The sequence below is a fragment of the Nitrospirota bacterium genome, from assembly GCA_004296885.1.
In the GTDB taxonomy this organism is placed as follows: Bacteria; Nitrospirota; Nitrospiria; order Nitrospirales; family Nitrospiraceae; genus SYGV01.
On the sequence record SCVN01000004.1, the window covers coordinates 87,533 to 100,056 of the forward strand.

At 64.0% G+C, this 12,524-nt stretch carries 14 protein-coding genes; 11 read left to right on the forward strand and 3 right to left on the reverse strand.

The window, feature by feature from the left end:
• The first annotated feature begins 106 nt into the window (after positions 1-106).
• The 4 genes from EPO61_02845 to EPO61_02860 all read left to right on the forward strand — a co-directional run bounded on the left by EPO61_02845 (position 107) and on the right by EPO61_02860 (position 2,967).
• The gene (locus tag EPO61_02845; GenBank protein ID TAJ10391.1) at positions 107-646 is read left to right on the forward strand and encodes a hypothetical protein; all 540 of its coding nucleotides are present in this window, start codon (positions 107-109) and stop codon (positions 644-646) included.
• A 14-nt stretch (positions 647-660) separates the two neighbouring features.
• Positions 661-1,623 (forward strand): DUF1722 domain-containing protein, encoded by a 963-nt coding sequence (locus EPO61_02850; protein TAJ10392.1) that lies wholly within the window; start codon positions 661-663, stop codon positions 1,621-1,623.
• Between the two features lie 231 nt (positions 1,624-1,854).
• Entirely contained in the window at positions 1,855-2,826 is a 972-nt protein-coding gene (locus EPO61_02855; GenBank protein TAJ10393.1) for an acyl-CoA desaturase, read from the forward strand.
• 39 nt (positions 2,827-2,865) lie between these two features.
• Entirely contained in the window at positions 2,866-2,967 is a 102-nt protein-coding gene (locus EPO61_02860) for a hypothetical protein (GenBank protein ID TAJ10394.1), read from the forward strand.
• Here EPO61_02860 and EPO61_02865 read toward each other — a convergent pair.
• The 3 genes from EPO61_02865 to EPO61_02875 form a co-directional block, all read right to left on the reverse strand.
• A complete protein-coding gene (locus EPO61_02865) occupies positions 2,953-3,420 on the reverse strand; it encodes a hypothetical protein (GenBank protein TAJ10395.1) in 468 nt (155 codons plus the stop codon). The genes EPO61_02860 and EPO61_02865 overlap by 15 nt on opposite strands.
• Positions 3,421-3,447: 27 nt before the next feature.
• Entirely contained in the window at positions 3,448-4,317 is an 870-nt protein-coding gene (locus tag EPO61_02870; protein ID TAJ10396.1) for a DMT family transporter, read from the reverse strand.
• Positions 4,318-4,411: 94 nt separating this feature from the next.
• Positions 4,412-4,615: a hypothetical protein gene (locus EPO61_02875; GenBank protein TAJ10397.1), complete on the reverse strand. Its 204-nt coding sequence runs from the start codon at positions 4,613-4,615 to the stop codon at positions 4,412-4,414.
• 531 nt (positions 4,616-5,146) lie between these two features.
• On the opposite strand from EPO61_02875, the gene EPO61_02880 reads away from it, so the two are divergent.
• The 7 genes from EPO61_02880 (at position 5,147) to EPO61_02910 (ending at position 12,523) form a co-directional block, all read left to right on the forward strand.
• Positions 5,147-5,503, forward strand: coding sequence for a zinc ribbon domain-containing protein (locus tag EPO61_02880; GenBank protein TAJ10398.1), 357 nt, complete (start codon positions 5,147-5,149; stop codon positions 5,501-5,503).
• Between the two features lie 216 nt (positions 5,504-5,719).
• Positions 5,720-6,544 (forward strand): hypothetical protein, encoded by an 825-nt coding sequence (locus tag EPO61_02885; GenBank protein ID TAJ10399.1) that lies wholly within the window; start codon positions 5,720-5,722, stop codon positions 6,542-6,544.
• A gap of 30 nt (positions 6,545-6,574) precedes the next feature.
• Positions 6,575-7,030: a hypothetical protein gene (locus EPO61_02890; GenBank protein ID TAJ10400.1), complete on the forward strand. Its 456-nt coding sequence runs from the start codon at positions 6,575-6,577 to the stop codon at positions 7,028-7,030.
• Positions 7,031-7,213: 183 nt separating this feature from the next.
• A complete protein-coding gene (gene accC / locus EPO61_02895) occupies positions 7,214-8,632 on the forward strand; it encodes an acetyl-CoA carboxylase biotin carboxylase subunit (GenBank protein ID TAJ10401.1) in 1,419 nt (472 codons plus the stop codon).
• Positions 8,633-8,682: 50 nt separating this feature from the next.
• Positions 8,683-10,644, forward strand: a complete 1,962-nt coding sequence (gene oadA / locus EPO61_02900) for an oxaloacetate decarboxylase subunit alpha (protein ID TAJ10402.1) — start codon at positions 8,683-8,685, stop codon at positions 10,642-10,644.
• Positions 10,645-10,862: 218 nt separating this feature from the next.
• Positions 10,863-11,768 (forward strand): alpha/beta fold hydrolase, encoded by a 906-nt coding sequence (locus EPO61_02905; protein TAJ10403.1) that lies wholly within the window; start codon positions 10,863-10,865, stop codon positions 11,766-11,768.
• A gap of 95 nt (positions 11,769-11,863) precedes the next feature.
• A complete protein-coding gene (locus EPO61_02910) occupies positions 11,864-12,523 on the forward strand; it encodes a thiol peroxidase (GenBank protein ID TAJ10404.1) in 660 nt (219 codons plus the stop codon).
• Position 12,524 lies beyond the last annotated feature (1 nt).

Here is a 12,524-nt window from a genome sequence, read left to right on the forward strand (position 1 = left end):
CTGAAATCTACTGGGCGCTTTCCCGCTTTGCCGACCGTTCTTGACTGTTCGACGTCGCTTCGGCACTCTGAAGCCGGCACGACATTCACGAAAGAGGTGCAAGCCCATGGACAGAAGCCCGCAGGCGGTCGTCCTCGTCGGGCACGGAGGCGTGCCGACGGACTATCCGCAAGAATTGGTCTTCAAACTCAAGCGCCTGGAGGGGCAGCGGCGCGCCGATGGTGGCGCGCCGACGGAGCAGGAGATCGAGCTGGATCAACGGATCAGACGGTGGCCCCGCTCGGCCGGGACCGATCCCTACCAAGCAGGGCTCGAGTCCCTGGCCGCCGGCCTGCGGCCCTTCCTCCATGGCGTGCCGCTGGCGCTGGCCTATAACGAATTCTGTGCCCCCACGCTCGACGAGGCGGTGGCGGAACTGGCGGCGGCCGGCACCCGGGACATTATCGTGGTCTCTTCGATGCTGACCCCCGGGGGATCGCATTCGGAACGGGAGATTCCGGAAACCCTGGAGCGGCTCCGTGCACAATATCCGCAAATCACGCTGCGCTATGCCTGGCCGTTCGACCTGACGCTGGTCGGCTCCATGCTGGCCGAGCACCTGCATCGGTTCATGCCCAAGACGCAAGGACCGGCAGGTCAGGGCTGAGATCGAGGCCGTCCATGCCATCCACAACAGGCCCCTTTCCCATCCGAATCGGCATCAGCCGCTGCCTGCTGGGCGAGAAGGTCCGGTACGACGGCGGGCACAAGCGGGACAGTTTTCTCGCCGACACCCTGGGCCGGCATGTCGAATGGGTGCCGGTCTGTCCGGAGGTCGAAGCGGGGCTCGGCACACCTCGCGAAGCCATGCGGTTGGTCGGCTCGGCCGAAGCGCCCCGTCTCCTCACCATCAAGTCCGGCCTGGACCACACCCATATGATGGAGCGATTCTCCCAGCATCGCGTGCGAGAACTGGAGACCTTGGACCTGTCCGGGTATGTGTTCAAGAAAGGCTCCCCGAGTTGCGGGATCGAACGGGTGCGCGTCTATCACGAGCAGGGCATGCCTGCCAGAAACGGGGTCGGCCTCTTCGCGCGTATCTTTCAGGAACAGTTCCCGCTCGTCCCGGTCGAAGAAGAAGGCCGGCTCACCGATCCCTCGCTCCGCGACAATTTTCTCGAGCGGGTCTTCAGCTACGCCCGCTGGCGCGAGTGGCAACGACACCGTCTGACCAAGCGGGGGCTGGTGGTCTTCCACACAACGCACAAATTGCTGCTCCTGGCCCACAGCCGCCCCCACTATGAGGCACTCGGACGGCTGGTGGGGAACGCGAAGCAGCATCCCCCCACCGATCTGGCGCAAGCCTATGGCCGCCTGTTCATGGAGGCGTTACAGGTGAAAGCCACGGTCCGGAAGCATGTCAACGTCCTCCAACACATGGTCGGCTTTTTCAAGTCACGCCTGAGCAAAGCCGAGCGAGAAGAGTTGCAGGAGGTGTTGCAGGACTATCACCGGGGCCTGACCCCCTTGGTCGTGCCGCTGACTCTCGTCAAACACTATGTGCGGCGTCTGGATATCCGCTACCTGGCCGATCAGGTCTACCTCAATCCCCATCCGAAGGAGCTGACGCTCCGTAACCACTGACAGGAGGGTGAACTACCCCCAGCCCACACGCGTGACAGGGATCCCCCCGGCCCTCTACCTGCTCACCCTGAGGCCCTGAAGTCGCATGTCCTGAAAGGGCCTTGCTTTATCCCCTCGAATCGGGTACCGTGCAGTGCCAATGTACCAAGGTTGTCCTCGGGCCGGCGATCCACGATTCCAGATTCAAGTCATCCCTATTGCGTTGCACCCCTGACAACGGAGCCATGCTTGATGCAACATTCATCCAGCGCCCCGACACGTCGGACTAATCCGTTCCAGTCTTTCATTCGATGGTTCGATTCCTGGGATGGCATGGACCAGCCCCGCAGCCAGGACGGACAGAAGATCGAATGGCTGCGCTGCCTCCCGTTCCTCTGGCTCCACGCCATGTGCCTCGGCGTGATCTGGGTGGGATGGAGCTGGACCGCGATCGGCGTGGCGTTCGCCCTCTATGTCATCCGCATGTTTGCCGTCACCGCGATCTATCATCGCTATTTTTCCCATCGGACCTATAAGACCACACGCTGGTGCCAGTTCGCCCTCGCCGTCCTCGGCGCGTCCGCCGTCCAGCGCGGGCCGCTCTGGTGGGCCGCCCATCACCGGCACCATCATCTCTATTCCGACCAGCCGCAGGACGTGCACTCGCCGATTCAACACGGGTTCTTCATGAGCCACATGGGCTGGATCATGACGCCGGCGAGCTTCCTGACCAACTTGAAGGCCGTGCCGGACCTAGCCAAGTTTCCGGAACTGCGATTCCTGGACCGGTTCGACACCCTGGTGCCAATCCTGTTGGGCGTATCCCTCTACGGGTTCGGCGCCGTCCTGGAACGGGTGGCCCCCGGCCTGGGCACCACCGGCGGACAGATGTTGATCTGGGGGTTCTTCATCTCCACCGTCGTCCTCTTCCACTGTACGCAGACGATCAACTCCCTCGCCCACATGGTCGGCGAACAGCGGTACGACACGGGGGACACCAGCCGCAATTCCTTCGTTCTGGCCATCATCACCCTCGGCGAGGGCTGGCACAACAACCACCACCACTATCCCACATCCACCCGCCAGGGCTTCTACTGGTGGGAGATCGACTTCTCCTATTACGGGCTGGTGGCTCTGTCGTGGACCGGGCTGATCTGGGACTTGAAGCCCGTGCCGGACCGCATCCGGGCTTCCAAGCGCCTGGACATGGAAGCGGTGGCGTAAGCCGGTCGCTCTCTTCTTAATTTCTTTACATCTGTTGTTGTGGCAGTCTCCGGCGAGGCTGGAAGACCCTTGAGCTACTATGCAGGGGCCAAACTGGGAGCCTTGCGGTTATCGAAGCAGCCTGTACTAGACCCAATCTGAATCGGCTCGCCCTCTCGTCGACCTGGCCCGCGAACTGAGCGTCCGGCGGATCGCCTCGTGCTCCTGATCGAGCGTGGCCGCTTCTTCGTCCGACAGAATCCAGGCATCGCCCGCTGCCAGCTCGATCCGATAATGGTTCTTCCGCAGCGAGAACCATTCGAGATAGGGATGCGGCGAGAGCAGCGGATGGGGATCGAACGAAATCAAACTCACCTCCCCGACTTGCGGCACCTCGAAGTCCCCCAGCACCTGCCCGGCCAGATCCTCGTCGGCAAACTGGCTGTTGCGAAAACGGATGGCCTTGCCGGCGATCTCGCCCTTGAAATCCCCGATCAGATAAAAGTCCACCTGGCCGAGGGCCGCGAAGGTTATCCGCCCCACCACCGTCCCCGCCACACGGTTGTCCAACTGCCCTTCCTTCACCCACCGGCCGTTCCCGAATTTCTGCGCCATGACGATCCTTTCGAGTGAATCGCGCGCTCAACTCGCGTGCGACGCGGCCAACGGCGTTTTCGTCGCCGAGGTCGCCGATCCCAAGGTCCCCCAGAGTACGGCGCCCACGATAAGCGTACTGCCGACCCAGCCGCGCCCGCTCAATTGCTCGTCCAGAAACAACCAGGCCAGCCAGGCCGCGAACAGCGGCTCCAAGGAAAAGACCAGCGCGACGCGCGGCGCCGGCAGCCGCTTCTGCGCCCAGACCTGAATCGCAAACGCCCCGGTCGCGAAGACGCCGTTCACGAGCAGGGCCGAGAGCAGGAGCGGCGTGAGCGCGAAGGCATCGACCCCAGGCCGCTCCCAGAGCATGGCCGGGAACATGGCGACCGTGATCATCGCCAGCTGCCAAAGAAAGAGCGACAGCGGGTCGGTCTTTTGCGTGAAGGACTCCAGGCAGCTGATATGGCCCGCATAGGCCGCCGCGCAGCCCAGCGTCAGCAGGTCTCCCCTGGTCATCTCCCCCTGCGGGTCCACCAACAGCCACAGGCCGGCCAGGGAGAGCGCCGCCGCAGCCCAGGTGCGCGACTCGAAGCGGCGCAGGAAGAGCGGCACCAGAAAGACGTATTGCACGGTAATGAAGGCGGACTTGGAGGCCGTCGTCGTGACCAGCCCTTCGGTTTGCAACGCGAAGCCGAGAAAGAGATAGGCCGTAGCGATGAAGCTCATGCGCAGCGTCGCCGGATCGCACCGGATGCGGCGGCGCAGCGCGAACACGGCCAGGGCCACCAGCAGGCAGCCCAGGAAGAACCGCACGAACATGAAGGAGAAGGGCGGCAGTTGCGCGAGGACGGCTTTGGTGGAGGGATAGGTCGCGCCCCAGATCAACGCGCTGAGGACGAGGATGAGGTGGGGCATGCTGTATGGTGACGGGTGAATCGCGATCAGTGATGGGTGGTATGCCTACCTCCGCACTGCATCACCATTCACGATTCACCAATCACATCCTTCTTCACGGTTTGCAGAGCGGACAGTTCTTCTGGTAAGTGGTCCCGGCTTGTTCCATGGCCGCCAAGGCCCGGTCCTTGGTCGGATAGTCGAACCAGCCGCCTTCCCAGAAATCCGTCCGGATGGCGTTGGACGGCACCTCGGCGCATTTCTCCTTGTGGAGCGTCACCCGGTCGATCGAACGGGCGATGTGAATCCAGTACACCATAACCGCATCCTTCCACACCGAAACGTCAGGGCATCCCCCGCACAGCCGAAGCCTACCACGCGCGCCGCGACAAGGACAGCGGAGCGCGGCTAGAGGAGGGAGGGAGAAGACGGATCAGATAACCGGGTGAGCGTGACCGGGGCTCTCAGGGCAGGAGCTGCCACTCATCCTTCTCGATGAACACCTTCCCGCCAGCTTGCAGCTTCTTGATGTCATCCTTCTCGAAGAGCTTCATGTACCGCTCGATCCGATCCGGGTCGTCGATCCGCTCTTCCTGCACCATTCCAGTGGTCAGCTTAAACTTCCGAAGCAACAACGGCATGGCCCGCCTCCCTCCAAGACTTCGTTTGAACCGGCTGCCCGTCAGATCACTCTTGGCCGCCGGATAACACCTTCAAGTGATCACGCGTACGTCTGCATCCCCTCACGCGTTCGGAGTTAAGATACTCGACGGATCGGGTGACGGTCAAGAGCCTCGTCGCGGACCGCCCGGCGCCCCGGGAGTCGCATCGGCCCGTCGTTTCCGGTATAATGAGCCTCGTTTACGGTGGACATCCACACAGAGGAGTATCATCCATGCCGTTGTATGAATATCGGTGCGAAGGCTGCGGCCAACAATTCGAGCAGGTCCAACCGGTCAGTTTTCGCGCGGAAGATACGGTCTGCCCTCATTGCCGCGCCCAGAAGGCCACCCGGTTGATGTCCTCCTTCGCCTCTCAAATCGTCGGCGACCACAAGCCCGGCTTCAAGGAAATGAAGGCCTACGACATGCTCAACGAGCGGATGGACAAGTTCTCCAAGCTGCCGCCGGCCATGGGCAAGCGGGTGGTGCCGGCCCCGGAAAACTTCGGGACTCCCAAGCCCGACTCGAGCGGCGGCGGCAACTGACCCTCTTCGACCGGCGCTCCCCCGCTCGGATTCCATGCGTGCGCTCCCTGATCGGCCGAGGGACGACCGCCGCACTGAGGCGGTCGCCTGACGGTCTCCCGTCACCGCCACGCCTCCTTTCCCCGACTTGACTTTGCTTCCGTTCCTGGCGATCATGCCGCATGCGTTATTTATCCGGTTCATTCCCGATTCATCCGTGCATAGACAGGAGGCTTCATGCGTGCAACGGCAGGGGTACTGATCGGACTGTTCCTCGCCGGCCTGACGGGAGCGGGCCCGGCGGCCGCCGGCGACGCCGCCGGCTCCATGACCATCGTCGGCAACGGTCCGGAGCTGACCGTCATTGAGAAGATGGCCCGGGCCTTCGAGAAGGCCAACCCGCGGGCCTACGTGGACGTCCAGTGGGACGAGATCTCCAAACCCATCGAGCTGGTAAAATCGGGCCAGGCGCAACTCGCCGTGATGGGCAAGCCGGACCCGGAGCTCAAAGCCATCCAGGTGGCCTGGGACGGCATCGCCATCATGATCAGCCTCTCCAACCAAACCAAGGAAATCACGACCAAGCAAGCGGCCGACCTCTTCACCGGCAAGATCAAATTCTGGTCCGAGTTGGGCGGTCCCGAGACCAGGGTGCTGATTCTCGACCGGCCGGCCAACCGCAACATCCGCGACGCCTTCGAGCAGCAGCTGGGGATCGTCGGCAAGATCCCCGACCAAGCCAAAGTGATCGGTCCGGACGACAAGGCGATCAAGACCGTGGCCGGCACCCTCGCTCCGAACTCGGCGGTGACCTTCGTCTCGCTGGTCCCGGCCCTGGAAGCCGTCTCGTCCGGCGTCGCCGTGCGCTTGCTGACGATCGACAAGGTGGAACCGGAAAAACCGCCGGTGAAGGACGGCCGCTACACCCTGCGCCGCCCCGTGCTCTTCCTGTCCAAGAAAGAGCCGAACCCGATGGTCGAGGCCTTCGAAGCCTTCGCCCTCTCCAAGGAGGGACAAAGGATTCTGGACGAAATCTATACGCCCGTTGATCCAAAATCATAACCGAGATCATTCACGCGTAAGGAGGGACTTATGGGCAGGCAGATATTCCGCATGGCGATGCTGATCGCGTCTCTGGGGCTGGCCGGCATGCCGGTCCCTTTGCTCTGGGCGGCGGAAGGCGGCATGGAGGAAGGCACCGGGTTCAGCATGTTCGGAACGGAATCCATCAAGGGCTTCGACGCGAACAAGATCGAAAAGGACCCGGTCTGCGACCGGAGCAAGCGCCCCAAAGTCCACAAGGTGGAACCGGACGAGGCGGCGCCGGGGCAAAAAGTCGTCATCAAAGGCGAGAACTTCGGCACCAAGGAATGCTTCCACGGCGTGGCCTTCAGCGCCACCGGCGGCGCCCCCGTCCAGTACACCCTCGTGAACGAATCCACGATCGAAGTGGTCGTCCCCGAGGCCCGCGCGGGCATGTCGTTCATCGACGTCGTCGCCGGGGGCGGCAACGCCCGCTCCAAGGGCTTCCTGATCAAATCCAAGTAGTCCGCCCGTCCGGAATCACCCTTGCTCCGAGCGCCGCCCGCAAGGCTCTTCGGGGCAAGGGTCCCCCGTTCAGCTCTCTCGACTTTCCGCAAACAGCTGTGCTAGCTTACGCGGACTCTTGGCCCGGGCCATGGCACAACGGCCCCTGGCCCGGGACATGCAACAGAGGAGCCTTCTCCGACCATGTTCAAGAAGATTCTGGTCGCCAATCGGGGCGAGATCGCGATGCGGATCATCCGCGCCTGCCGCGAGCTCAACATCGCCACGGCCGCCATCTATTCGGAGGCGGATTCCACCGGCATTTACGTCAAGAAGGCGGACGAAGCCTACCAGGTCGGCCCGGGGCCGGTGAAGGGCTTTCTGGATATGCAGCAGATCGTGGACCTGGCGCTGCGCATCGGCGCCGACGCGATCCATCCGGGCTACGGGTTCCTCTCGGAAAACGCCCAGTTCGCGCAGCTCTGCCAGGTCTCCGGCATCACCTTCATCGGCCCCTCCCCCCAGGTCATCCACCTGATGGGCAGCAAGGTCAAGGCCCGCGAGCTGGCCAAGAAGGTGGGCGTCCCAATCGTGCCCGGCACGGACGAAGCGGTGATGAAGGTCGAGGAGGCCCTGGCCTTCGCCCATTCGGTCGGCTATCCGGTCATGATCAAGGCCAGCGCCGGCGGCGGCGGGCGCGGCCTGCGCGTGGTCCGCACGGACACGGAACTGCGCAACAACATGGAGACCGCGGCCCGCGAGGCCCTGGCGGCCTTCGGGGACGGCAGCATCTTTCTCGAAAAATACATCGAGCGGCCGCATCACATCGAATTTCAGATCCTGGGCGACAAGCACGGCCACGTGATCCACCTGGGCGAGCGCGACTGCTCCGTCCAGCGCCGCCACCAGAAGCTGATCGAGATCGCCCCCTCGCTGATTCTGACGCCCGAATTGCGCCGCGAAATGGGCGAAGCGGCGGCCGCCATCGCCCATGCGGTGAGCTACGACAACGCCGGCACCGTGGAGTTTCTTCTGGACCAGAACCGGCGCTTCTACTTCATCGAGATGAACCCGCGCATCCAGGTGGAGCATACGGTCACCGAGCAGATCACCGCCGTGGACATCGTCCGGTCGCAGATTTCGATCGCCGCCGGCCTGCCGTTGGAATTCAAGCAGGAGGACGTGACCCTGCAGGGCCACGCCATCCAATGCCGCATCAACGCCGAGGACCCGCGCAACAACTTCCGGCCCTCCACCGGCACGGTCACCGCCTACCTGTCGCCCGGCGGCATCGGCGTCCGGATCGACGGCGCCGTGTACAAGGACTATGCGGTCCCGCCTTACTACGACGCGCTCCTCGCCAAGCTCACGGTGCGCGGGCGCACGTGGGACGAGACGGTCAGCCGGATGCACCGGTCGCTGGAGGAATACGTCCTGCGGGGACTCAAGACCACGATCCCCTTTCTCAAGAAGATCATGGAAGAACCGGACTTCCGCGCCGGACGGTTCGACACGTCCTACCTGGAGACGCATCCGGACCTGTTCACCTACGAGGACGAGTACGAGCCGGAAGATTTGGTCGTCGCCATTTCCGCGGCGATCGCCGCCTATGAGGGACTGTAAGGCATTCTAAGGAGGGGGGCGCGAGGACGCCTCCTGCGCGCACAAGCGACATGGCAAAAATTCCCAAAAAGAAACCGGCCCCGAGCAAGACCAGCCACCTGCGGTCCGTGCCGAAGACCGCGGCCAAGGCGCCGACCAGGGCCACAAGCCTGACGGACCTGCCGCTCTTAGCCGCCCGGGGCAAGCCGCTGTTGCTCACCGAAGTGGCGCTCCGGGACGGGCACCAATGCCTGCTGGCGACGCGCATGCGCACCGAGGACATGCTGCCGATCGCCCAGAGCCTGGACGCGGTGGGCTACTGGTCGCTGGAAGTGTGGGGCGGGGCCACGTTCGACACCTGCCTGCGCTTCCTGAAAGAGGACCCCTGGGAGCGGCTCCGCGCGCTGAAACAGGCCATGCCCAGGACCAGGCTGCAGATGCTCCTGCGCGGCCAGAACATCGTGGGCTACCGGCACTATGCCGACGACGTGCTGGGGAAATTCGTCGAACGGTCCGCCGCCAACGGGATCGATGTCTTCCGCATCTTCGACGCCCTCAACGACGTCCGCAACATGGAACAAGCCATCCGCGAGGTCAAGGCCAACGGGAAGCACGTGGAGGCGGCCATCTGCTACACCGTGAGCCCGGTCCATACCCTGGAAGGATTCGTCGAGATGGGCAAGCGGCTGGAGGACCTGGGCACCGACACCCTCTGCATCAAGGACATGGCCGGCCTGTTGGCGCCCATGGACGCCTACAGGCTGGTGAAAGAGCTCAAAGCCGCCGTGCGCGCGCCGGTCCATCTGCACAGCCACGACACCTCCGGCATGGGCTCCATGGCCGCGCTGATGGCCGTGCTGGGCGGACTCGACATGCTGGACACGGCCATCTCGCCCCTAGCGGGCGGGGCGTCCCACCCGCCGACGGAATCGATGGTCGCGGCGCTGCGGCACACGCCCTACGATACGGGGCTGGATTTGCGGCAGTTCGAGCCCATCTCGGAGCACTTCCGCACCGTCCGGCGCAAGTATCAGCAGTTCGAAAGCGACTTCACCGGCGTGGACGCGGAAATCCTGACCTCGCAGATTCCCGGCGGCATGCTCTCCAACCTGGCGGCCCAGCTCGCGCAGCAAAACGCGATCGACAAGATGCGGCAGGTGCTGGAAGAAGTCCCCCGCGTCCGGCAGGACATGGGCTACCCGCCGCTGGTCACCCCCAGCAGCCAGATCGTCGGCACCCAGGCCACGCTGAACGTGCTGACCGGCGAACGGTACAAAGTCATCACCACCGAGACCAAGAATTACTTCCTGGGGCTCTACGGACAGCCGCCCGGCCCCGTCTCCCCCGACGTCCAGGCCCGCGCCATCGGCACCGAGGAGCCGATCACGAGCCGGCCGGCCGACCGGCTGGAGCCGGAACTCGAGGCGGCCAGGCGGGACTCGACCGGCAAGGCGACCTCCGAGGAAGACGTGCTGTCCTTTGCCCTCTTCCCGACCATCGCGCGGGAGTTCTTCGAGGCCAGGGAGAAAGGCGATCTCAAGCCGGAGCAACTGGAGACCCCGCCGGAGAAGGGCCCGGCGGTGGCGCACGAACTGCACCTGGCGCCGGTGGAGTTCAACCTCACCGTGCACGGCGAGACCTTCCACATCCAGGTGTCCGGCTCCGGCCGCAAGAGCGACGGACGGAAACCCTACTACATCCGGGTGAACGACAAGCTCGAAGAAGTCCACTTGGAACCGATCCAGGAAGTGCTGGCCGGCGTGCCGGAAGCGCCGGACCAGGGCAAGACCGGCAAACCCAGACGGCCCAAGCCGACCAAGCCGGGCGATATCAGCTCCCCCATGCCGGGCCGCGTGGTGAAGGTCCTGGTGGCCAAGGGCGACCGGGTCGCAGCCGGCGATCCGGTGCTGATCATCGAGGCGATGAAAATGGAAAGCCGGGTGCCGGCCCCGGTCGGCGGAACCGTGGCCACGCTCTACGTCAAGGACGGGGACGACGTCAAAACCGACGAGACGTTGATTCAACTGGAGTAGTGGCCTCGGATTCTCCATGAACTCCTACTGCGGCGGCCGATCCTCTCGGTCGGCGCGGCTTTTCTCGCTCGATCTCCTTGACGTACCGCAAGGGTACGCCTGCGGCGGCCTCGCTTGCGAGAAGCCACGGCGGCCTTCGGTCTCAACCACCTCGTGACGGAGTCCATGAAGAAACCGAGGCCCACGTGAAGACGGCTCTCGCTCCTTGTTGCTCCCTCGTGTTTCTTCTCCTTCCCCTGCTCGTGACCGCCTGCATGACCGTCCCGGACATCCCCCCCTGGTTCGACTCGTTCCAGCGGCGCTCCGTCAAGACCGTCACGGTCCAGGGCCACCGCACCGCCTACCTGGACGAGGGCCAGGGGCCTCCCGTCATCCTCGTCCATGGGTTCGGCGGGTCGATGTGGCAATGGGAGTACCAGCAAGAGGCCTTCGCCGGGAGCCACCGGCTCATCACGCTGGACCTGCTCGGGTCCGGCCTCTCCGACAAACCGGATCAAGCCTACGGCCCCGATGACATGGTGGGCTTCTTCACCGCCTTCATGGATGCGCTGGACCTCCCCCGCGCCTCGCTCGTCGGCAACTCGATGGGTGGAGGGCTGGTCATCGGCATGGCCCTGGCCCATCCGGAGCGGGTGGACCGGCTCGTGCTGATCAGCGGACTGCCGGATCACGTGCGGGAGAAACTCACCGGGCGCCTGATCAAACAGGCGCTCGAGACAAGCGCCCCGGTCTGGCTCATCCGACTGGGCAATTGGCTGCTCGGCCGCGGCGTGACGGAAGCGGTGCTCCAGGAAATCGTCTACGACCACAGCCGGCTCACGCCGGCGGTCCTCGACCGGGCCTACCGCAACCGCCGACGACCGGGACTCATCCCGCCCCTCATGGCCCAGGCCAGAGCCTTGCCCCTGTGGGAAGAGGGGTTTGCCACACACCTGCGCGACATCGGCCGCCCCACCCTCATCATCTGGGGGGCGGAGGACGAGGTCTTTCCCCCGCAGGTCGGCCGGGACATGGCATCCGTCATCCCCAGCTCGACCTTCGAGCTCCTCCCTAAGGCCGGCCACATTCCCCAATGGGAGCGGCCCGACCTGGTCAATCCCCTCCTGCTCCGGTTCCTCCAATAAAAAACGACAAGACAACGGGACCGCCTTGCGCTATGCTTACCCGGCCTATGGGCAGACAGTGCAAGACAGGGGTGATGATTTATGAGAGGGACAACATGACCAGAGTCCAGCGGATACAGATGTTCAGCTTGTGTGCGGCGTTGCTCGGCATCGGCCTGGCCGGCTGCGCCATGACCGGAAACGGCCAGAGGGGCTTTGCCTATCAGGATTTCCCCGTCGCCAAAGGCAGCGCGACGGCGGGAGAGGGACAGACGGTCACGTTCAAGGGCACCCCCCTGGCGCTGGCCGGGCCGGGGATCAAGGTGGGCGACTCCCTTCGTGCGGTCCAGGTGGCCAAGACCGACCTCAGCCTGACCGGTATCGCCGAAGGAAAAGGCAAAGTCCGGATCATCAGCATCGTCCCCTCGCTGGACACCAAGGTCTGCGAGCAGCAGACCCACTACTTGAGCGAACAGAACGACGGATTGGACAAAAGCGTGGAGCTGATCACGGTCAGCGTGGACACCCCCTTCGCCCAGAAACGCTTCGCCGAGGAAGCCAAGATCAAGAATGTGACCTTTTTGTCCGATTACCGAGGAGGGGACTTTGGCAAAGCCTACGGCCTCCTGGTCGCGGGTCCCCACATCCTGGCCCGCACCGTCATGGTGGTGGACAAGGACAACGTGATCCGGTACCTGCAGATCACGCCGGAGCTGGCCCAGATGCCGGACATGGACGCGGCGTTCAAAGCGGCCCGATCATTAGAGAAGAGCTAAT

Excerpts from the sequence above, each read along its gene's own strand:
- accC (TAJ10401.1), top strand. The coding sequence starts at position 7,214 with ATGTTCAAGAAGATTCTGGTCGCCAATCGGGGCGAGATCGCGATGCGG.
- EPO61_02910 (TAJ10404.1), top strand. The coding sequence starts at position 11,864 with ATGACCAGAGTCCAGCGGATACAGATGTTCAGCTTGTGTGCGGCGTTG.
- EPO61_02890 (TAJ10400.1), top strand. The coding sequence starts at position 6,575 with ATGGGCAGGCAGATATTCCGCATGGCGATGCTGATCGCGTCTCTGGGG.
- EPO61_02880 (TAJ10398.1), top strand. The coding sequence starts at position 5,147 with ATGAGCCTCGTTTACGGTGGACATCCACACAGAGGAGTATCATCCATG.
- oadA (TAJ10402.1), top strand. The coding sequence starts at position 8,683 with ATGGCAAAAATTCCCAAAAAGAAACCGGCCCCGAGCAAGACCAGCCAC.
- EPO61_02845 (TAJ10391.1), top strand. The coding sequence starts at position 107 with ATGGACAGAAGCCCGCAGGCGGTCGTCCTCGTCGGGCACGGAGGCGTG.
- EPO61_02885 (TAJ10399.1), top strand. The coding sequence starts at position 5,720 with ATGCGTGCAACGGCAGGGGTACTGATCGGACTGTTCCTCGCCGGCCTG.
- EPO61_02875 (TAJ10397.1), bottom strand. The coding sequence starts at position 4,615 with ATGGTGTACTGGATTCACATCGCCCGTTCGATCGACCGGGTGACGCTC.
- EPO61_02870 (TAJ10396.1), bottom strand. The coding sequence starts at position 4,317 with ATGCCCCACCTCATCCTCGTCCTCAGCGCGTTGATCTGGGGCGCGACC.
- EPO61_02865 (TAJ10395.1), bottom strand. The coding sequence starts at position 3,420 with ATGGCGCAGAAATTCGGGAACGGCCGGTGGGTGAAGGAAGGGCAGTTG.
- EPO61_02855 (TAJ10393.1), top strand. The coding sequence starts at position 1,855 with ATGCAACATTCATCCAGCGCCCCGACACGTCGGACTAATCCGTTCCAG.
- EPO61_02850 (TAJ10392.1), top strand. The coding sequence starts at position 661 with ATGCCATCCACAACAGGCCCCTTTCCCATCCGAATCGGCATCAGCCGC.